Source organism: Candidatus Enterococcus murrayae, from assembly GCF_017315985.1.
Lineage (GTDB): Bacteria > Bacillota > Bacilli > Lactobacillales > Enterococcaceae > Enterococcus_A > Enterococcus_A murrayae.
On the sequence record NZ_JAFLVR010000015.1, the window covers coordinates 1 to 21,379 of the forward strand.

A 21,379-nucleotide genomic window follows, 5' to 3' on the forward strand; every position below is an offset into this window, starting at 1 on the left:
AATTTGATTAAATGGTAGCGGATTAAATATTAATTATTTATAAAAAAAACAGGCTAATTCATTATTAAGCTGTTTGACTTTACTAAACTATTCAGTTAATACCCGTTAGCGGGAGAATCATTTTTTCCGTTGGATAGTTGAAATCGAACGTCTCATCACTGGAAACAAATCCTAATTTTAACAACCGTTTGCGATGTCCGATATCCAATTTATCAAACGCTCTAAAGGTCGTCGTCCTGAGCATGCGGGGGTGTTTATCCAAAATCAATTTCATCAACAGTTTTTTTTCGATCGCTAAATCCCAACAAAAGGGCAAGGCTGTGAGGTTTTCAATCGTTTGCTTTTGAGAATCGAAAAGGAGCAAACCGACGATCCGCCCTTTTGCCCAAGCAAGATAGCAGTTTTCTTCCTTGATAACTATTTTAAGTGATCGTAAGTAATCCTTCTTTTCTAAGTAAGGCAAAGCCCCCCGCATCAAGTGCGCAAAATGGAGGATTTTCTCTTGGTCTCTAGGCATCCCTCGTTGAATAATCACCTCCCGTTCCTCTGCCCACACTAAGCAGTCCGAAACAGCATAAGGTTCTTCAATAAAAAATTCTTTATTCTGTGATCGATAGCCATTAGGAGGAAGCTTAAAAAGCTCCTCGAAAGCTTTTGTAAAGGCTTGCTGGCTTTGATAGCCTATTTGAAAGGCCACCTCAATAATTCTTTGATCTGAATAGAGCAAAGCCTTGGCCGCTTCGTTTAAGCGCCGCCGTTTGATGTAATTGTAGAGTGATTGTTGTGTCGTTTCTTTAAATTCATGCAGTAAGTAATATTTTGAATAATTGAGCTGACTGGCCAGCTCCTCCAACGTTATCTTCTCCTGCAGGTGTTCTTCAATGTACTCTGTGATACTTGCGACCAATCGGAAATTATTCATGCTTTTCACTTCCTTTGGAGAAAATAGAGGGCGTGCATCGCTCGTGTCGCGGCAACAAATAACTGCTGCCTTCCTAATAGGCCAGGGTAATTTTCTTCATCAGCATCCACAATGATCACCGCATCAAACTCCAATCCCTTCGACTGTACAAGCGGACAAATGGACAGATGCTCCTGCAAGCTCGCTGCTTCATCCGTTAATACTTCGCAAATCATGCCTTGCTTTTCTAGTAAATCCAGCCATTCATTTGCTTGAGACAAGGTTTTCGTTATCAACGCAATCGTTGACAGTCCTTTTTCTCTTAACTGATTTACTATCTCTATTATACTTGAAATTTTCTCTGCTTGAGAAGGAACGATCCGTTTTTCAGGTTCCATTCCATGGCGCAAAACAGGTTCAATCGTCTGATCGTTAATTATTTTTTTCGCACAAGAAATGATTTCATAGGTTGACCGATAGCTCTTCGTAAGAAAAATCGACTGTGCTTTGGGATAGTAAGTCTGTAACTCCCCTAGCGTCATTTCATTGAGTGTGGTCAGAGATTGAGTAAAATCTCCTATTAATAATATCGGACAAGAAAATAATTTTTTGACTACCTCATATTGAATCGGTGTATAATCCTGCATCTCGTCGATGATCAGGTAGCGAATTTTCGAAAACTCATCAATGCCCTCAATAAATAAGCGAATATAGATAATAGGAAACAGATCAGAATAACTAGAAGCTTTTTTTGCTGAAAAATTATGTTCCGTTAAAAAATTATGATACAGCTTGGTACCAGTCGTATAGTGGAACTGCTTCTTCAAACGACTAAACAGCTGATTTTTCGTCGGCTTCCGTTTTGGTTGAAAAGGCCGAGTGCGCAGATCTTCCAGTATATCTTCCGCGATAAGCCGGAAACGTTCGAAAATTGGTTTCTTATGGTATGCCTTGTACCGCTTTAAAATGTATTCTGCATCATAAGCGTACTCGCCAATCGTTATCGTTTGCGGGGAAAATTTTTCAACTTCTTGGAGATAGTTTTGCAAGTCTTCTACCAACTGTTTCGTTGAGAGATAACTGATCCGTTCACTTAGCTGCGGCTGATCATTCAAATACAAAGATTCGATCTCTTGAAAACGCGAAGGTGCGTTTGTCTTTCCCGCAAGCTTCTGACCAAAGGCATCGATCGTCCATTCCGTTACGGGTTCTTCTCCCAACTCTGGCAGCACCTGTGCAATAAACTGGCTAAAGGTACGATTTGGTGAAAGGATCATTACCTGATCAGACGTGATCTGCTCGCGAAAATGATAAAGTAGAAAAGCAATACGATGCAAAGCAATCGACGTTTTACCTGATCCAGCAACACCCTGAATAATCATATCCTTTGAATGACTGTCGCGAATCACCTGATTTTGTTCTTTTTGGATCGTACTGATGATGGTAGACATTTGCCCGCCCTTTTGCTGATGCAGCTCCTTTTGCAGAACCTCATCGAAAACAGTCGTATCAGATTCTACAACATAATCGATCGTTCCATCCTTAAATTTGATTTGGCGTTTTCGCTTGATCTCACCAGAAGCCGTTCCTGCTGGTGTCTGAAAATGTGCTTCTCCCAAATCATAATCATAGAAAACACTTGCAATAGGCGCACGCCAATCATAAATCAATAAGCCTTGATCCTTCGTTGAAAAAGAAAAGGAACCTACATAGATTTTTTCTACTACATGCTCGCCTTCATAGACAAAATCAACGCGAGTAAAATAAGGATTTTTCTTTTGCTTTTCCAAACGAACCAATTGTTTCCCGCTGACTGATTCCGCCAATTGCTGCTGATCCAACAGCCGAGAATTGATAAACATTTCATGGGGATCGATCTCACCTTTATAATCGATCAAATATTGGTGAAATTGCTTTGATTCCTTCGTAAAATGAATCAGCTCCTCTTCAAGACCAGCCTCCTTCTTTTCAATCTCCCCGCGAATCGCCCGCCATTCTTTTTGTTCTTGCGCTAACACATCCATCAATGATCACCTCTCACAAACTTGGTCAAATAACTAGTATAAATGAGCGGCGAAAAAAATTTTTCATCAATGTTGCGGTCATTTACGAAAAAAAACGCTGGAGCACAGAGCTGCTCTAGCGTTTGATTCTCTCCTAATCTTTTAACTGGTAATGAAGTGCAGTCGCTCCCGCAAGCCCAATAATACCTAACGTGAACATAGCTTTACTAGATAGCAAGACACCACCTGCTAACAATCCCACACCTACCACAGCATTGCTTTTTGCACTAGCTTGAAGGCTTCTTTTGGTTGGTCTAGGAATCTTGATAGTCACGTTCATATCTTCCGCCATTTTTTCAAAATATTTTGCTGAATGATCAAACATTTCTCTTCCTCCATTTCTTTTATTCCTCAATAAATAATCGATCACTGATTGTTTCTAGCATAAAAGTAAACACTTCTTCTTGGTCATAGACTGTATTGGTCAGCGTTACTGTGTAAAGTAAACTGCTGAGCACACCAAATGCCTTTTCCTCTGGCACTGTTAATTTAAGCCTCGTACACTTTAGGACATATTCAAAAAAGGATAAGGAGCCGTTTGTAAATTCCTTACGCTCATCCTCACTCAATCGATTCAGCAAAGCAAAAAAATCTGGATTTGAAAAATCATATAGAAATGGTGAGGCCTGGTATTCACGATACAAAGCAGCCATCGCATGGATAAACCCTTCCCTATTAGGCCTTTTTTCCAAAATTCCCATCCAATCATTTCTTAAACGTTCCTGAACCGAAAGGAAGGTCTCAAGAAATAACTCTTCTTTATTCTCAAATAAAAGATAAAACGAGCCCGTAGCAATCCCCGTCTCTTTTGTAAGTTCACCGATCGTCGTTTTTCGATATCCGAATTTGGACCAGCTTTTCTCACAAGCCATACATAGTTTATTCCTCAAATTCTCTTTTTCTTCCTCAGAGAATCCTTTACTTCTTTTCACGAAATCCCACTCCCATCACCATGAATATATCCTTTTGCATATTCATGATACATTAAAAAGAAAGCAGGTACAAGATTGTACCTAAAAAAGCACAGGAAAACGATTCTTTCCTGTGCTCATATTTATTCTTCCACCCGCTTATCGATGATAGCTTTTAATGTTTTTTCTCTGATTTCTAAGCTCTTTGAAGCATGGTGTTCATTTTCATAAATATCAACTATCAATCCAGATATATACATTTGACTCATTCTGCCAGGTACTGGCGAACTAAAAAACTCATCATAAGAACTCTGAATGACCACATCGCTCAATTTCGCGATTGGTGAAAGTAAATAATTCGTTATTCCTACAACTACCACGTTATTTTCTTTAGCGATGTTGATTGTATCAATTAAATTTGCCGTTCGGCCAGACAATGAAAAGACAATAAGCAAATCATCGTGAGTCAGTACATTTGCAGCATTTACTTGAAAATCTGAATCTAATAAAGCCGTTGACTGCACACCATTTCTTAACAGTAATTTTTCCAAATCTATGGCGGCTAATCCACTTTGCCCTTTACCTAAGATATAAATATGGCGCTTTTCTTCAATTAGATCCACAACTTTTCTATAGTCATTTTCATCAATAAGGTCATGTGTCCGATCTAAAGTCTCTTTGATTTTATTCAATAAAGAGGTGTTGCTAAAATTGTCTTGTTCAATACGCACATTATTTTTAGCAATTGCGATTTTCAGTTCAGTAAATCCTGAGAACCCTACCTTCTTACATAGTCGATTGATCGTGGCATCCCCAACATTTAGTAATTGTTTCAAATCACTTATTGTATTGTGTACGACCTTATCCTTATTTGAGACTATATAATCCGCAACTTTTCGTTCTGATTTAGTCAATTGATCGTAATTATTACTTATCGTATCTATAGCATTCATTGAGTTCTGTCCTTTAGTATTAGTGAGTCAATCAAATATTCAACGTTTGATTCAAATTCATGATACCATCTTTTCCTACACTAATCATATCATTAAAATCAACATTTTCTGACCTTAATTGACTATATTCCAAAATTAACGGCAAGTTCATACCAGTAATGATTTGAAGCCTCTCCTTATACTGCGTATCTGTTAATAGCTTTGCTGCAATATTAGCAGGAGTACCAAAAGCTAAATCACAGAAAATGACTACCCCGTCTCCTGTATCAATCAAATCAACTTTGTCAGATAACGCAGCTCTAAAGTCCATGATATCTTCACCCGCTGATAGCGTCAGGGTATCAAGCTGCTCCAGCTGACCTGAAAAAAGCTCCAGCGTATCCCGCATTCCCTCTGCCAAATTCCCATGGCTGACAAGTAAAATTCCCTTCATGTTAATCTTTCCCTTTCCTTTTAAACGATTCCAAAGAATGATAAAGCGACTGATACGAGGATCGTACCGAAGATCACTTTTGAAATACTAACTTTTTTCTTTCCAATTAAATAATAGAACAAAAACAAAACTAATATTGAGAAAAGCCCCGGAATCAAATTGTCAAAATTATCTTGAATCTTCATTTTTGTTTCGCCGAATGTGACAGCCAGTGGTGTGACCAACGTTACCATAGATGCTGTCAAAGCCCCCATCATCATCATTCCTAAAATATTGGCACCCTCTAAAACATCGGTCATTAGTCTAGAAGATAAGACATCCTTTATCGCTTCGCGACCTTTTATATAAGTGAGATTCGTTGTCAAAACCAATTCGCACATCAAAATAAAATTCCCTAAAAAGAGCATTAACAAACCGAAGAACGAGCCGCCTGCAGCCAGAGTGCTGGCGGCTAGTATGCATAAAGTCTGCAATGTACCCGCGCTAAATGAATCTCCGAACGCCGCAACCGGCCCCATCAACCCTGTTTTAATACCAATAATTGCTTCGTCTGAAATCGTTCCTTCATTCGCTTTTTCTTCTTCCATAGCTAGTACCGTACCTAAAATCAAACCGCCAGCCGTACAGTTTGTATTATATAGTTCGAGATGCCGCTTTAAAGCCAGCTTCAAATCATCCGTCGTGTCGTATAGTTTTTCTAGCACAGGCATCAATGAATAAGTAAAAGAAATTGATTGCATTCTTTCATAGTTTAAAGATATTTCAGTGGAAAAATACCATCTGAACATCGTTTTATTGATATCTGAACGCGTCAGTTTTTTTTCATTTTTTTCCATTTTATTACCCTCCCATCGATTCAGAAAGCTGCTTGCGATTTAACACAGTAATGAAGGCGATCGAAATTGCAATGATCCCTGTAACTAAAGAGTTCATTCCCAATACTGAGACACAAACAAACCCAATGATAATATAGGGAATCAGCCTAGGTTTTCCAATAGAATTGATGATCAGGGCAAAACCAACCGCAGGTAAAACACCACCAGCAACTTCTAAGCCATGCATAATCCATTCTGGCACAATTTTTAAAAGATTCAGCATGACGTCCTGTCCAAATAGTACAACGATAAATACTGGTAAAAACAATAATAGAAAAGAAGTTGCCGCAGGATACCAGATAGCTGTTCGGGCAATTCCTTTAGTATCCGCTTTTTCAGCATATTCATCTGCCTTATGCACTAAAGGAACATTAATAATCTTACGTAAATTCAATAATTGCGCTCCTAAAAGCCCCAATGGAACAGCAAATGCGATTGCCTGCTCTACTGATAATCCCGTATTTAGAGCAATCGGTATCATCGTTGCCGCTGCCATTCCCTGATCAGTTGGCAAGTTTCCACCAGGAGCGATGATCCCAGCAAATACAGCAGCTATCCCTCCTCCAATCATTAGGCCAGACACCACATCCCCATAAATCAAACCGGAGATAATCCCTATAAAAATCGGATTTCCAATAAAAAATAAGGCAAAATATCCTCCGATCATTCCACGACTTAGCCAATACACCAATGCCATTGCGACAGCCATCATTACACTATTATCCATAGTATTTCCCCCTGACTATTTGATTTTATTAGCAATACTTTCTAACGTGATCTTCTCATTTTCAGGAATTGGTTGGATATAGACATTTAGTCCCTGAGTATCCAACTGCTTCAATGTTTCAAATTCTTCCATCGTCAATGCAACACCGGATGTCACAAATTGACTAGCTTTACCAGTTTGAACAGCCCCAACATTCAACTCAACTAGCTCCACACCATTCTCCAATGCCCGCTGAGCATTTCTAATATCTTTAAAAATAATCATGACATCATCATTTTTTTTATTCAGCGTTTCCTCCAGCTCTGCCACAGAAACAATCTCCACTTCGTTTCCCGGAGCGGCAAGCTTATAGATGTCACACATGAAATCATCATTTTTCAGCTCATCGTCTGCCACAATGATGCGATTCACTGGATGGTATTTGATCCATTTCGCAACAACTTGCCCATGTATCAATCTGTAATCCACTCTGACAATTCTTTGCTTTGCCATATTTGATTCCTCCCATTATTTGTTTTATTGAAGCTTAACCCGTTCTCCTGTTCTTAAACTTTCATGAATCGCATCGGTAACTTTAGCTGCTTGTAAGCCATCATATACATCTGCCACAAAATCAGAACCATCGATTAGACTATCGATAAAACTGTTAATCGGATCTGCCCCGAAGCCGACCACTTTATTATTGAAATCATTAAAGAAGAAGACATTTGGAGTGTGTGTTTTTTCTTTGTCTGCCATCTCAACACCACGATCTTGATTATTGATCCTAATGTACTTTTCTGAGGTCAGAACTGCCGTGCGACTGTCATTTACTTTGGCGAAGCCTGATGGTAAAATCCAAGAATTTTCCAACGTCCATGCGCAATCGTTTTCAAAAGTAATAATCGATTGGACACTGTCGTAAGTATCTACGCCCAGACTAGGCAGCAGCTTCTTTGAACCTACTGAATAGACCTCAGTGACTTCACAGTTCATATACCAGCGCATTAAATCGACGCAGTGTACTCCTAGAAAATCGATTGGATCAGAGGCATTTCCCCACTTGAACCACTTAGTAGGAACATCGATTGTGTCATCCATATTCATGTAGCCGCGAATTGGGTAGCCGTTCTCAGATTCTTTTAACTGATTGTAGGTGTAAATAGCCGCTGGGTCCCATCGCTTATGAAAATCAACCGCAACTCTGACCTGATTCTTTTCTGCAGCATCCAAAATAATTTGACAATCTCTCACCGTCGTAGCTAACGGTTTTTCTATCAATACATCAAGACCATGATTGATACAGGCAACAGCTGGCTCTACGTGTAAATGATCTGGCGTGGCAATAGAAACCGCATTCAATTTCTCATTAGCGAGCATTTCCTCCACCGTAGCATAAGTATTTACCTTGTACTTTTTTTCTATTCCCCCCCTAATTTCTGCATTGAAATCGCATACAGCCACCAACTCAACAAATGGATTTTGCTTATAGACATCGACATGATGGATGCCATAAATACCCGCACCAACAACAGCAACTTTCAAATTCTCCATAAAAATTATCCTCCATTATTACTATTTTGGGATATTTTATCCACAAACTCAGTTTATCAGGTTTTCTATCCTTGTCAATAGAATTCTGAAAATAAAATTAGATTTGTTGTCTATGTTTCACAGAATATTTTTAGTGAAACAACGTAAAAAGGCCATCAAAATTTCTTATCGTATTGAAAAGTTCAATCACTCCATACGATAAGAAACTTCGATGACACACTTAGTATATATTGAAAACCACTCCATGTTTAAAATCGGACGTATTACTTATGCTCAGTTAATTCCGCTGTAAACCGCGCCGTAATCTCTTTTGGTCGGGTAATCGCGCCGCCAACAACGATTCCGCATACTCCCATTGCTTGGATTTTTTTCGCTTGTTCAGGTGTATGAATCTGTCCTTCCGCAATAACAGGCAAACCAGCAGCAACTAACTTTTCAATCAATTCAAAATCTGGTCCTTGCCCTTTGCGATCGGCTGTTTCCGCAGTATAACCGCTTAAAGTCGTACCCACAAAATCAACACCTGCTTGATAAGCATTCACTCCTTCTTCAAAAGTGGCAATATCTGCCATCAATAATTGTTTAGGATATTTCTCTTTGATTTGTTGAATAAATTGATAGACCGTCCGTCCATCATGACGTTTACGCATCGTACAATCCAGTGCAATAACCTCTATTCCTGTTGCCGCCAACTCATCCACTTCCTGCATACTAGCAGTAATAAATGGCTCCTCCGGCGGATATTGTTTTTTGATCAAACCGATCATAGGCAGATCCACTGCCGCTTTAATTTCTTGAATATCCCTCACAGAATTGGCGCGAATTGCTGCGGCGCCGCCTTCTTTTGCAGCTGCTGCGAGCAATGGCATTATTCCTCCATTCTCAGTATATAAAGGTTCGCCAGGCAAGGCCTGACAAGAAACAATCAAGCCGCCTTTTATCTGGTTTAAAAATTCTTCCTTCGTCATTTGCTCCGCTCCATTTCACTCACTAAGTCTCATTCTAATGAAAGAGTAACACGTCATAAAAAATCTGTATAGACGACTGATTTATGTAGCGAAATGGGCATTAAAAAAAACTTGCCTAAAATATTAAGACAAGTTTCGATCTTCTTCTATTGAGACCAAGCTCCGCTTCAGACTCTCCACCTTTTCGGTATAAGTACCTGGTTTGGTATTGAAGAGTGCAGATGTTCCAACAACATAGATGGTCGCACCGATCTTACTAATGGCAGCTGCTGTTTTAGAATTGATGTTGCCATCAACTTCAATCAGAGGCCTTGTTTTTTGTGCTTCAAGCTGACGGTTCAAGCACTCAAGCTTATCTAAAACCGACCATTGAAATTTTTGACCGGCAAAGCCAGGATTAACCGTCATCACGAGGACTAATTCTATTGAAGCTAAATAAGGAAAGAGTGATTCAATTGGTGTTTCAGGATTTATTGCAATTCCTGCCTTCAGACCGTGGTCATGGATCTTTTTCACTAGTTCATCTGGCGCTTTGGTCGCTTCGAGATGAAAAGTCAAATAATCTGGAGCCAATGGCGCAAACATCTCGATGTATTTTTCTGGGTCCACACAAGCCAAATGAATATCAGTAGTAAATTTTCCGGTTCCAATAACTGGTTCCAGCACATAAGGCGCCATCGCCAAGTTATTTACATAGACACCGTCCATTACGTCACAATGCAGCCAATCAATCCCCGCCTCACACAGATCTTCCAATTCCTGTCCCAACGCCAATTGATCTCCACACATGATTGATGCCGCAATCTTCTCCATCTTTTCTCCTCCATCAAATTGACTTAATATGAATGGATCAAGGATTTTTAAAAATCTCCATCGCTGCTTTTACATTGCTCTTCATAGCCGCTGTTGCTTTGAGTGACAGCTCATCGAAGAACACTGAGCCTTCTGAAAAATTCTCCAACTCCTCCTGCATAGCTTTGCCGGCTGCTTTGTTCATATAGGTATAATAGTTGATCTTGCAAATGCCATTTTTTATTGCGGTTCGATAATTTTCTTCTGATACGCCTGAACCGCCATGCATTACAAAAGGCACATCGATTTTCTCTTTGATTTGAAGAATTCGATTTAGGTCAAGCTTTGGTTCTTTCAAATAAACGCCGTGGACGGTACCAAAACCGATTGCTAAACAATCAACGCCGGTTTCCTCCACGAATGACTTGGCCAAATCAGGATCTGTGTATACATCATCCAAATCTTCATAATCCTCGCTGGAATCTGACCCTCTTCCTTCTCCACCGCCTACTGCTGACGTAAAGATATGTCCTAATTCAGCCTCAACACTTACTCCCGCGGCATGAGCGATTTTTACGATCTCTTTGGATTCTGCCAAATTGACCTCATATTCCTTGCTGGACGCATCGTACATCACAGAAGTAAAGCCTAATCGAATCGCTTTGACACACATATCAAAAGACGCTCCATGATCCAAATGGACCGCAACAGGAACTTTCGCTGCTTTAGCATACTGAAGCATGATCGGTCCGATTTCCTCTAGTGGAATCAGATTTTCATGTACTTCTGCATGCTGTAAAATCACGGGTGAATCCAGTTCTTCCGCCGCTTGAATAACGGCTCGTATTGCTTCGAGATTGGGTACGTTAAATGCCCCAACTGCGTATTTCTTTTCTTTCGCATCCTTCAAAAGTTCACTTAATGTTACTAACATGAATCTTCCCCCTCGTTTTATTTACTAAAACGATATTCAAGATTTGTTGAAAATACATCCGTATAGACATAAGAAAGTTCAATCGGCTTCTCATTCCAATAGGCCATATTGTTAACGATCATGACCACCGCAGGATTTGAAATATTCAAGTATTCGATTTCTGAATAATTGGCCATCCGAGCACTTACTCGCTGACTGATAATCTCTGGATAGATACCGAATTGGTTCAACACCTTCCAAAGGGATTTATCCGTCAGATCAAAGGAACCAATCTCTGGGCAACGAGCAATCGGAATAAAACTTTCCGATAAAGAATAAACTGTTCCATCGACACTCCGTAAACGTAAAAGGTAGAAAACGTAATCATTTTCCGCGATTTGAAGTTCTTTACTCAATTTTTGATCGGCTTGAATGACGTTTTTTTTCAACACCTTGGAGCTGATTTTCTTTTTACGTGAAACAATATCTTCATAAAACCCGGAAATATGCATACTTGAAACGATCTTTACATCCCGATCTGGAATAATAAAGCCTTTGCCTTCAATATAGGTAACGATGCCTTGCCTTTCCAGTGATTCCAGCGCACGTTTTATCGTCGTTCTGCTTACGTTAAATGTTTCCGACAGCTTGCGTTCGCTGGGCAGCGGTTTTCCTTGACCACTCAACACTTTGGCTAAATTTTGAATATCATCGCTGATTCTTTTATACTTTGGAATAAACTCTTCCACTTCGATAATCCTCCCTTCACTCGCCTTGTCTTGGATAGGGAGTTCATAAAGACTTCTATCAAAACAGACAGGCAGCTGCATAATTATTATTATTAAATCAAACAAATTTTCACTCTTGATTATAACCGATTTTTTATACAACTACCCACCATACTAGCATTGCCTTATTGATTTATTGCTTTGTGACTTAAAATCTCACAACCACTCGGTATTTATCTCCTTCGATTGCCGATTCGAATCCTGCCTTCACATCATCAAAGGACACAATCTCACTAATAAACGGCCGCATATCGATTATTCGTTCGCTGATCATTTTAGAAGCTCGAACAAAATCCCGACTGTTCGAGTTTGCTGTACCCGCGATCGAGTAGCTGCCTTTATGCAGCTTATCCGGACTAAAGCTTACTGGCTCATCTGGATAAAATGACGAATAAAGGATCACTTTGCCCGTATTTGAAACCAGCTCGATCGCTTCTTCCACAACACTATGGATCGGTGTCGTATCAAAAACCACATTGGCCCCAAGATTTCGACTGATTTCTTTGACTTTAGCTGGGAGCGCCTCTTTCGAAGAATCAACAACATAATGTGCTCCGATTTTTTTTGCCAATTCCAAGCGTTCTGAATTTAAGTCGCAGGCAATCACTCTTGCCCCACTTTTTACGGCCAATGCAACATGCAGTAATCCCATGATGCCGCAGCCGATGACCACTACTAAGTCGCCATACTGGATATCCGCCGTCTCGCAGCTGTGAACGACACAAGATAACGGTTCTGTTAAAGCCGCTTCCTCAGGGGCTACACCAAAATAATGGAAGAGATGCTTCGGCTCAACTAACATATATTCCGACAAACCACCCATTCCTTTGTGGGGAAGTCCCTCTAAATGTTTACTGTGATTGAAGTCTATGCAGTTCTGCTCCTCACCGCTTTTACAAAAATCACAATCGCCGCAAGCAAGGTTCGTTCCGAAAACCACCTTATTTCCTACCTGCCATTTTGTTTTATCGATGCTGCTTCCCAAAGCAACGATCTCTGCTGCGATCTCATGACCGCCGATAAAAGGATATTCAACTTTTTTAACCCCTGTATATACCCTCTGCTCCCAGGTACAAAGAGCACAAGCCTCGATTTTAATTAGAATTTTATTTTCCGAAACCTCCGGCATGTCACACTCTTCGATCCTTAAATCCTTGATTCCATAAAAAACTGCTGTCTTCATCTTCTGTCTCCCTTCTCAGCAATTGACTAAAATAGTTTAAGTACTTCGAAAAAATCCTTCGGTTCTAAAAAAGAGCCAATGGTTCTATTCGCAAATTAAATATATAACCATCCTCCCTCTTTGTCAACGACTATTTGAAAACGATTTACAGAGAAACTCTATCGCATCTGCATTAACAACCATATAAGTTAGAATGTATTTTACGTGTACTATTAGTTATCCATATCCGAATACTTAATTTTCTAAATTCACGCACTTCTTTTTACACAAAAAATCGGCTCTGCTTTAGCTCTCTAAAGCAAAACCGATTTTCTTTTTTCTAACTTATTGATAAATTTTTGTCGCAGCCAAAGTAAATTCGCCGATAGCCCCTCGAATCCCTTCCACACTCTTAAAATTTTGCGACAGCACAACGATCGCAAAAGGATTCTCTTCGGATAAAACCAAACCAATATCGTTTTCTGCATTATCCAGTTCCCCTGTTTTATTCGCTACTAGGACATTTTCGGGTAGTTTACTCGGAATTTTCGTACGAAGCGCCTGACCTTTCATTATATCTAGCATCGCTGATTGAGGATATGCAGCTTGCTGCTGATAGAGCTTCTTCAAAAAGGACATACAATCATTCAACGACGTATAGTTTTCTCTTCCTTGACTACGTGCTTCATTATCCAGCATCAGTCGCTCCACACGTGTATCGTGATAGCCTTGTGTCTGGAAATACTCATTCAGATTCGCCATACCGAAATGAGAGATCAGTACATTTGCAGCCTCGTTATCGCTTTGCTGAATCATCGGTACGATCCAATCACTAAGGGGCTTTTCTTCAATCCGTTCATTTGGATCAGCTTTTGTAAAAGCGTACTCCATAATAAAGACTTTAATCACACTCGCAGAGATAGTCGGCGCTGAATTATCACTGGAAATATCTCTATTCTGATTGAAATAATGAATCCCATAGTAAACTTGATCCGCACTTGCCATTAACGAGGCCGTATCTAATTGTGGTTCAGGAGCACTTGATTGTTGTGTACTTCTGGTACTCGCAGTCTTTGCCTCACTAGTTTCAAGCTTTGGTTTTGAACTTATTTTTTCCGAACGGCTTTCCTTAACTTTTTGCGGCACATTTTCCTGCTGCTGGGCGAAAAAGGTATTCACCACTAGGTAAGAGGAGCCTGCTAGTATAAGAAAAAGCATCCCCATCAAAAGGTATTTAGCGTTTCCCGTTTTTTTCTGACTGGAGTGTCTTCCCAAAAGGTTTCATCTTCTTTCTTTCCGTTTTTAAGAGATCCAGACCTCATTGACCCCATCATTTTTCGAAACGCCATCGGTCAATGCCAAACGTGAAGAATAGGAGATGTAGCCGTAATAGATCTGGGTACCTCCACCGTCCCAAGTCACCGTGATTTGGACGTTCGGATTGATCAGTTTAGTATCCGGCATTTCTGTTGGATACTGCTCGTTCGTCTCATAACTCAAAACATCGCCGCTAGCACTTGTAATCGTTGCCTTCCCAAAATATTGTGTGCCGTTAACATTTTTCTGGGTTACACTACCATTCGCACCAATCGTCAAAGCAGTTTGCCTTTGGCTAGTTTGCGAGTAATAAAAATAATAGGTATTCGCCCATTTCGCGTAATCGCCGCTAAAGCCGCTCGTGCTCCCAGAAGTCCTTACTGCTGGACGATCCTTTTCCTGTGCTTTTTGAGTAGCTTCTTTGTCCTCTTCTTGCTTCAATCCTTCTTCATTCTTCTCAGTTAGATCGTCTACCTCATCAGCAATGGCTGAAAATTCACTCTTGCCTAAATCACTAGCGGGAATACGGCTCAGCTTGAGGTTTGATTTTTTATAGTCGCCATTGATTGTTAATTCCTTGGCCTCAGCGATGATTTCATCGTATTTACTAGTATCAATTGTGCTGGAGGTCGAAGATGTTGCTGGCAACTGTGCCTCATTATTATTACGCCCAGCCATAGCAAAACCGACACCCACAACAACTGCCAACAACGCTAACCCAGCGATCATGAAGGCCCATTTGGGAACACTGGATTTTTGAGGGTTCGGTGTATAATTTGATATAGGCGCCGTTTCCTGCAGATTTGCTCCCTGACTCCTCTTTGGCGATGTTTCTGATTTTGCAAATTCATAGCCGCAATGCTCACAAAATAGTGATCGATCGCTATTTTCCTCTCCACATCTTGGACATAGTTTCATTTTAAAATCGCTCCTTTTTCCCTTTGTTAAAATCCATTAAAATAATGATAGCCGCTGTTTCATGTGTTTATTTTATCATAATAATATCGAAAAAAATCACAATTCTTTCGATAACCCCCTTCTTCTGGCTTATTATTATAGCTATTTTTTCCTGCAGAGCTAAAAAAAGAACCTACCGAATTTTCTTCAGTAAGCTCCTCTAAGTCTATTTCAATTTTGTTGCGGCTAAACTAAAATCAGCGATCGCTGTTCTAGTTTTCACGATATCTGAAACTTCTTTTGTCAACACAACAATCGCGAATGGGTTGTCCTCTGTTAAAACGAGTCCGATGTCATTTTCGACATTCTGTTGTTCTCCAGTAATATTGGCGACTGCGGTATTTTCTGGTAACTTCTGTGGAATCTTTGTACGGATAACCTGCCCCTTCAATATTTCCATCATCGTTTTCTGCGGTCCCTTTTCACGATCATCGTAGATCTTTTTCAACAGCTTCATGCAATCATTCAATGACGTGTAATTATCATTGTCAGTTATGCGAACATTGATATCCACCATTCGACGTTCGATCCGCGTATCTGGATATCCCTGTGTCTTGAAATAGTCATTCAGTTTGTCCATTCCATAATGATCAATCAATACGTTGGTTGCATTAATATCATTTTGTTGGATCATCGGAACCAGCCATTCCGTCAGCTTCTTCTCTTGGATCATCTGATCACCACCGTCTTTTTGAGCAAGGGCATAATCCATGATAAACAACTCAATGACGTTGGCAGCGATCGTTGGTTCAGAATTGTCACTAGAAAAATCTTGTTTGTCCTTAAAATAATGAACACCATAATACACTTTTCCAGCACTCTGGGTTAAAGCTCCCGCGTCTAAACTAGCCGGTTTCTTTTTCGCTTTTGTTGAAGTCTTTTTCTTAGCCGCCTTTTTTTCAGAGCTTTCCTGTTTCTTACTTGTACTAGACTCTTTTGTCTTTTTCTTAGATGATTTTGTCTTCTTCTTCTCAGAGCTCTTCTCTGTTTTTTTCTTAGCCGGTTTCTTCTTGCTGCTGGCAGCAGGTTTTTCCTTTGACGAAGATGGGCTGTCCTTAGCGGTGACTGCCTCTTTTGGTTTTTCTGCTGAATAATTCAATACGCGTGTCACACCAAAATAAGCACCACCCGCCAATAGAAGTGCCGCCATGCCGATCACGATATATTTGCCTTTCGATTTTTCATTTGGATCAGTATGTTTACCCAAACTCTTCACCTTCTCTCTTTCGTATACTTGAGTTTTATATTCAACAATAAGTTTATCACATTTCATTATTAAAATAATTTCTTTCGGAAAAGAATATATAATTTATAAACATTAATTATTACTGTTCTCCACTGTGTATAGTAAGGATTTTTCTTATACATATCATTCTGACTAATCCGCCTTCTTATTAATCTGTGAAAACCAGCGCTCGCAACCATTAATAAAGCAATAATAATGGTTTTACGCCTAATCTTTCACTTAATCGTCCTAACATAAAAAATGAACGGGCGAAAAAAGCCTGCCTCATGTGGTTCATGAGACAGACTTCTATCAATTTATTTATTTTTGATTTTTGGATCGAGATAGTCACGCAGGCCGTCACCAACAAAGTTCGCGCCGATCGACATAGAGAAGATCGCGATACCTGGAAAGGTGGAAATCCACCAATAGTTCATATTATTGACCCCATCGGATACCATTGATCCCCACTCAGGAGTTGGCGGTTGCGTACCCAATCCTAAGAAGCTCAGCCCTGAAAAGGTAACAATCGCATTCCCAATATCCAGTGTTGCCATAACTAATAATGAGCCTAAGGCATTCGGAACGATCTCTTTAACTAAGATTCGCAAATGACTCGCACCTAAAACTTTGGAAGCAACGATGTATTCATTTTCCTTCAAAGTAATCACGAGACTTCGCATCAATCGTGCATAATTGGGCCACCAAATGATTGTCATCGCCAAAACCGAGTTAAAAATACTTGGTCCTAGTGCAGCAGCGATTACCATCGCCAAGATCAGCGGTGGAAATGCTGCAATCAATTCTGCGAAACGCATCATTACATCATCGACGATACCGCCGACATATCCGGCGATACCACCATAGATTGTCCCAATAACGATCGTGATACAGACTGTTACTAATCCAGCGGTAATTGATACACGACTTCCCATTAATACCCGAGAGAAAACATCTCGACCTAATTCATCCGTTCCAAGTAAATGACCGGATGAGCCAGGGGCTAAAAAGCGCCCCATCATATCCTGCGCTAATGGATTTTTCGGAACAATCAGCGGTGCAAATACCGCCACGATCACCCATAGCGCACAGATAATCAATCCTAGTTTGAACAAGAAATTCTTTTGCTTCAATAGTCGTTTCATTAGCTGTACCTCACTCTCGGGTCGATGACTCCATAAAGGATATCAATCAAGAGATTCAGTATCACATTGACCATCGCGATCAATAATGAAACGCCGCAGATCGCCGGAAAGTCCAACGTTGTTGCCGAAAGATACGCATACTGTCCAATCCCCGGCCATGAAAAGATTTTTTCAACGAAGACCATACCGCCTAACAAGTTGCTAAAGCCCATACCCATGACGGTGATTACAGGAATCAAGGCATTTCCTAACGCGTGTCGCAAAACGATTTGACGTTGGGACAGCCCTTTAGCTTTTGCGGTGCGGATATAATCCAATGAAGAAACCTCCAACAGATTCGAACGCGTCTGCCGTGAGATCAATCCCATAGTAAAGAACCCTAAAACAATCGCCGGCAGGATCAGATGGGAGAGCGCGTCATTTAGCAATGCCCAGTTCCCGCTGGTTAAGGCGTCCCAAACATAAAGTCCTGTTCCTCCTGTCGGTGCGGAGATACGCGAACTGACTCGCCCGCCGCCTGGAAACAACCGCCATTTAGAATAGAAAAGCAGCAGCATGACTAGTGCGAACCAGAAATTTGGGATCGAGACCCCGCTGATTGAGATAGTACGAACTAGATAATCAAACGGCTTGTTGCGATAAACCGCAGAGATGATCCCAAACGTGATCCCGAATAAAACGGCGATCAGCATAGCCATGATGGATAGTTCCAAAGTCGCAGGGAAAAACTGTTTTAAATCACTGATAACAGGATTACCGGTGCGAATCGAAGTCCCTAGATCTCCCCGCAACAAGTTGCTCAGATAGATAAAGTATTGCTCCATTAGCGGTTTGTCTAATCCCCAGCGGGCCTTATAAGCCGCTACCGCTGCAGGATCGCTCATCGCATTTGGACTCATATTCGATGCAATTGGATCACTGGGAACGAGATGCGAGATCATGAATACTAAAAACGTCACCCCAATGATCAAAAAGCAAACAAATAATAAGCGCCGTAATAAAAACCTAGCCATATTCCTCATACACTTTTGCCCCTTGCCCTTTGGTTAGTTGATACTGACATCTTGGAAATTGATTTTTTGTACTTCAAAGTAGCTGACACCCTTCAAGTTATCGCGGTAAGCCAATACTTTCGGATGTTGAACTAAGAACGCATATGGCATGTCGTTTGCCAATAGCTTTTGCAATTCTTCTGAAGCCGCTGAACGTTTTTCTTCATCTGATTCTGTTTGAATCGTTTTCTTCAGTTCAGCCATCTTCTCGTTTGAAGTGTCTGCCCATTTCGCACGTTCCCCAACGGTGTCGCCTGGTAAGAAGACTAGCTGGTTATTGATATCCATGTAATCTGGATGCCAGTGCATCATTAAGAAGGCTTCTTTGCCTTCACGGTAAGAATCGATTACGACACCAATCTCAGATGTTTCGATCTTCGCATTGATCCCGATTTTTTCCAAATCGTCTTTGATTTTTTGGCCTAAGGTGGTCCATGACATTCCTTCTGTATCAAAGTTTGCTACAGTGAATTTCACGTCAAAGCCGTCTTTGTAGCCAGCTTCTTCCATCAGCTTCTTCGCTTCATCCAAATCTTGGTAATCTTTTTCTTTTTCTAAAGCACCGACAAAGCCTTTTGGCACGATATCTAGCGGCAACACTGCTTCGTCACCTGAAATCTTCAATAGTTCCTTGTAATTGATCGCTTTACGAACCGCTTCTTGCACTTTCGGATTCGCCATTGGTCCGCCAATTTTTTCATCTTGGTTCATTAATAGGAAGGTCGTTGTTGAGCCAACATAGTTTTTGATCTTCACGCCTTCTTGATCCTTCAATTGCGATACATTGTCCACACCGATACCTAACGCGATATCAATGTCGCCTTGTTTCAACATTTGGATCTGAGTATTTACATCTGGAATTTCTTTACAAATGACCTTATCGTTTTTCACTTTGCCCCAGTATTTGTCATTTTTGACCAGACTTAGCTCTTCGTTTTGTTTCCATTTGTCCAAAACATACGCGCCAGATCCAGCTGAGTTAGCATTCAACCATTTTTCAGCAGTATCTTTAGACGATGCATCCTCCGCATCCGTCCCGCCATGTTCCTTAACGACCTCTGAATCCACGATCGCGAAAGAGTTGTTCGCTAATTTAACAAGGAACGCTGCGTCTGGTTCTTTCAACGTGAATTTCACCGTATAATCATCTGGTGTTTCGATGCTTTCAACGTTTTCAGTATGATGACTCGTATTACTTTTCAGGTTTTTTGTTCGCATGACACTGAACTTCACATCTTTAGAAGTCAGCTCATTGCCGCTGGAGAATTTCACGCCTTCTTTGATTTTAAATGTATGAACCTTTTGCGAATCATCCAATTCATGTGATTCTGCTAATGAAGGCTCTGGTGTTGATGAATCAAACGTGCGATACAAATAATCGTAAAGCGCATAATACACCATGTTTCCATAAACTTCATAGCCATGGTGAGGATCCAAAGTCTTCAAATCAGATGCCATCCCGACTACCAATGTCTTGCCGCCATCACCGCTGCCACCATCGTTTGATCCGTCAGTACTGCCGCCCCCGCCGCCACAACCGGCAAGTGTCAACATCACTAAACAAATGACGCTCCACAACATCTTTCTTTTTTTCATACCCTTGTACTCCTCCTTATTTTTGCTAAATGTAATTTAATTTTTCAAAAGAAAAATTAATTCTGATTTTTATGGTGCTTCTGTTTCCTCTTTCTTATCGTGCAAATGACAGGCCACAAAATGGTTGTCCTTTACCTCCATCAGTTCGGGCACGACTGTTTTGCATTTTTCCATCGCAAATGGACAGCGGGTATGGAATTTGCAGCCTTTAGGCGGATTCGCAGGACTTGGAACATCTCCAGTCAATACGATTCGTTCCGTCTTTTCTTTATCGATCGTCGGTGCTGCCGAGATCAACGCTTTCGTATAAGGATGCAGTGTATCTTTGTATAGAGCATCCCGATCTGCCAGCTCTACTACATTTCCTAGATACATTACAGCGATTCGATCGCATAAATGATAAACAACTCCTAAATCATGGGAAATAAAGAAATAAGTCAGATTCATTTGTTCCTGCAGCTCTACTAGCAGGTTGATGACTTGTGCCTGAATCGACACATCCAACGCGGAAACAGGCTCATCACAAATGATGATGTCTGGTTTTAAAGCCAGTGCTCTAGCGATCCCGATCCGCTGCTTCTGCCCGCCTGACATTTCATGGGGGTATCGCTTCTTGTAATCTGGTGCTAAACCAACCATTGTCAATAAGCGGTCGATTTCTGCCTCAATCTCTACCTTGGTCATATCTTTTTTGTGATGGATTTGAAAAGGCTCCGCCAATATATCTCTGATTTTATTTCGAGGATTTAAACAGGCGGATGGATCCTGGAAAACGAGCTGAACCTTTGATCCAAAGGCTATTTTTTCTTTGCGATTCTTGAAGGCGCTGACATCCTGCCCATCGATGATGATCGTGCCGTCGGTCACTGCACCAAGGTTCAACATGGTTTTCCCCAAGGTACTTTTCCCACAGCCGCTCTCGCCTACAATGCCGAAGGTCTCACCCTTATTTACGGTTAGCGAAACATCGTCCACTGCCTTCAGTGTTCCTTTTTTTCCTTTGCCATCACGAATTTCAAAATACTGTTTGACGTGCTCCATCGTAATAATCGGTTCTTGTGTCATCAT

At 40.7% G+C, this 21,379-nt stretch carries 22 protein-coding genes; all 22 read right to left on the bottom strand.

The window, feature by feature from the left end:
• Positions 1 to 91 precede the first annotated feature (91 nt).
• Entirely contained in the window at positions 92 to 922 is an 831-nt protein-coding gene (locus tag JZO85_RS06770; RefSeq protein ID WP_207107749.1) for a helix-turn-helix transcriptional regulator, read from the bottom strand.
• Between the two features lie 5 nt (positions 923 to 927).
• Positions 928 to 2,925, bottom strand: a complete 1,998-nt coding sequence (locus tag JZO85_RS06775) for a HelD family protein (protein ID WP_207107750.1) — start codon at positions 2,923 to 2,925, stop codon at positions 928 to 930.
• Between the two features lie 133 nt (positions 2,926 to 3,058).
• Complete coding sequence (locus tag JZO85_RS06780) at positions 3,059 to 3,289, bottom strand: hypothetical protein (protein WP_207107751.1); 231 nt, start codon at positions 3,287 to 3,289, stop codon at positions 3,059 to 3,061.
• A gap of 19 nt (positions 3,290 to 3,308) precedes the next feature.
• Positions 3,309 to 3,896 (bottom strand): TetR family transcriptional regulator, encoded by a 588-nt coding sequence (locus JZO85_RS06785; RefSeq protein WP_207107752.1) that lies wholly within the window; start codon positions 3,894 to 3,896, stop codon positions 3,309 to 3,311.
• Positions 3,897 to 4,018: 122 nt separating this feature from the next.
• Entirely contained in the window at positions 4,019 to 4,828 is an 810-nt protein-coding gene (locus JZO85_RS06790) for a MurR/RpiR family transcriptional regulator (protein ID WP_207107753.1), read from the bottom strand.
• A gap of 31 nt (positions 4,829 to 4,859) precedes the next feature.
• Positions 4,860 to 5,261, bottom strand: coding sequence for a PTS sugar transporter subunit IIA (locus JZO85_RS06795; protein WP_207107754.1), 402 nt, complete (start codon positions 5,259 to 5,261; stop codon positions 4,860 to 4,862).
• A 20-nt stretch (positions 5,262 to 5,281) separates the two neighbouring features.
• A complete protein-coding gene (locus tag JZO85_RS06800) occupies positions 5,282 to 6,097 on the bottom strand; it encodes a PTS system mannose/fructose/sorbose family transporter subunit IID (RefSeq protein WP_207107755.1) in 816 nt (271 codons plus the stop codon).
• Positions 6,098 to 6,101: 4 nt separating this feature from the next.
• Positions 6,102 to 6,863 carry a PTS mannose/fructose/sorbose/N-acetylgalactosamine transporter subunit IIC gene (locus JZO85_RS06805; protein WP_207107756.1) on the bottom strand — a complete coding sequence of 254 codons (762 nt, stop codon included), beginning with the start codon at positions 6,861 to 6,863 and terminating at the stop codon, positions 6,102 to 6,104.
• A gap of 15 nt (positions 6,864 to 6,878) precedes the next feature.
• On the bottom strand, positions 6,879 to 7,355 hold the full coding sequence (locus JZO85_RS06810) for a PTS sugar transporter subunit IIB (protein ID WP_207107757.1): 477 nt from the start codon (positions 7,353 to 7,355) through the stop codon (positions 6,879 to 6,881).
• Between the two features lie 24 nt (positions 7,356 to 7,379).
• Positions 7,380 to 8,396: a Gfo/Idh/MocA family protein gene (locus JZO85_RS06815; protein ID WP_207107758.1), complete on the bottom strand. Its 1,017-nt coding sequence runs from the start codon at positions 8,394 to 8,396 to the stop codon at positions 7,380 to 7,382.
• Positions 8,397 to 8,659: 263 nt separating this feature from the next.
• Positions 8,660 to 9,364: an N-acetylmannosamine-6-phosphate 2-epimerase gene (locus JZO85_RS06820; RefSeq protein WP_207107759.1), complete on the bottom strand. Its 705-nt coding sequence runs from the start codon at positions 9,362 to 9,364 to the stop codon at positions 8,660 to 8,662.
• A 123-nt stretch (positions 9,365 to 9,487) separates the two neighbouring features.
• Entirely contained in the window at positions 9,488 to 10,177 is a 690-nt protein-coding gene (locus JZO85_RS06825; RefSeq protein ID WP_207107760.1) for a ribulose-phosphate 3-epimerase, read from the bottom strand.
• Between the two features lie 37 nt (positions 10,178 to 10,214).
• Entirely contained in the window at positions 10,215 to 11,090 is an 876-nt protein-coding gene (locus JZO85_RS06830; RefSeq protein ID WP_207107761.1) for a class II fructose-bisphosphate aldolase, read from the bottom strand.
• A gap of 17 nt (positions 11,091 to 11,107) precedes the next feature.
• Positions 11,108 to 11,818, bottom strand: coding sequence for a UTRA domain-containing protein (locus JZO85_RS06835; protein WP_207107762.1), 711 nt, complete (start codon positions 11,816 to 11,818; stop codon positions 11,108 to 11,110).
• Positions 11,819 to 12,005: 187 nt separating this feature from the next.
• On the bottom strand, positions 12,006 to 13,040 hold the full coding sequence (locus tag JZO85_RS06840; RefSeq protein WP_207107763.1) for a zinc-dependent alcohol dehydrogenase: 1,035 nt from the start codon (positions 13,038 to 13,040) through the stop codon (positions 12,006 to 12,008).
• 324 nt (positions 13,041 to 13,364) lie between these two features.
• The gene (locus JZO85_RS06845) at positions 13,365 to 14,201 is read right to left on the bottom strand and encodes a serine hydrolase (protein ID WP_347401789.1); all 837 of its coding nucleotides are present in this window, start codon (positions 14,199 to 14,201) and stop codon (positions 13,365 to 13,367) included.
• A 120-nt stretch (positions 14,202 to 14,321) separates the two neighbouring features.
• Positions 14,322 to 15,254, bottom strand: coding sequence for a zinc-ribbon domain-containing protein (locus JZO85_RS06850; protein WP_207107764.1), 933 nt, complete (start codon positions 15,252 to 15,254; stop codon positions 14,322 to 14,324).
• 205 nt (positions 15,255 to 15,459) lie between these two features.
• A complete protein-coding gene (locus JZO85_RS06855; protein WP_207107765.1) occupies positions 15,460 to 16,500 on the bottom strand; it encodes a serine hydrolase in 1,041 nt (346 codons plus the stop codon).
• A gap of 335 nt (positions 16,501 to 16,835) precedes the next feature.
• A complete protein-coding gene (locus tag JZO85_RS06860; protein ID WP_207107766.1) occupies positions 16,836 to 17,663 on the bottom strand; it encodes an ABC transporter permease in 828 nt (275 codons plus the stop codon).
• The gene (locus JZO85_RS06865) at positions 17,663 to 18,685 is read right to left on the bottom strand and encodes an ABC transporter permease (protein ID WP_207107767.1); all 1,023 of its coding nucleotides are present in this window, start codon (positions 18,683 to 18,685) and stop codon (positions 17,663 to 17,665) included. Before JZO85_RS06865 ends, JZO85_RS06860 begins: the two co-directional genes overlap by 1 nt.
• Positions 18,686 to 18,709: 24 nt before the next feature.
• Positions 18,710 to 20,311 carry an ABC transporter substrate-binding protein gene (locus JZO85_RS06870; protein WP_207107768.1) on the bottom strand — a complete coding sequence of 534 codons (1,602 nt, stop codon included), beginning with the start codon at positions 20,309 to 20,311 and terminating at the stop codon, positions 18,710 to 18,712.
• Positions 20,312 to 20,380: 69 nt separating this feature from the next.
• Complete coding sequence (locus JZO85_RS06875) at positions 20,381 to 21,379, bottom strand: ABC transporter ATP-binding protein (protein WP_430732912.1); 999 nt, start codon at positions 21,377 to 21,379, stop codon at positions 20,381 to 20,383.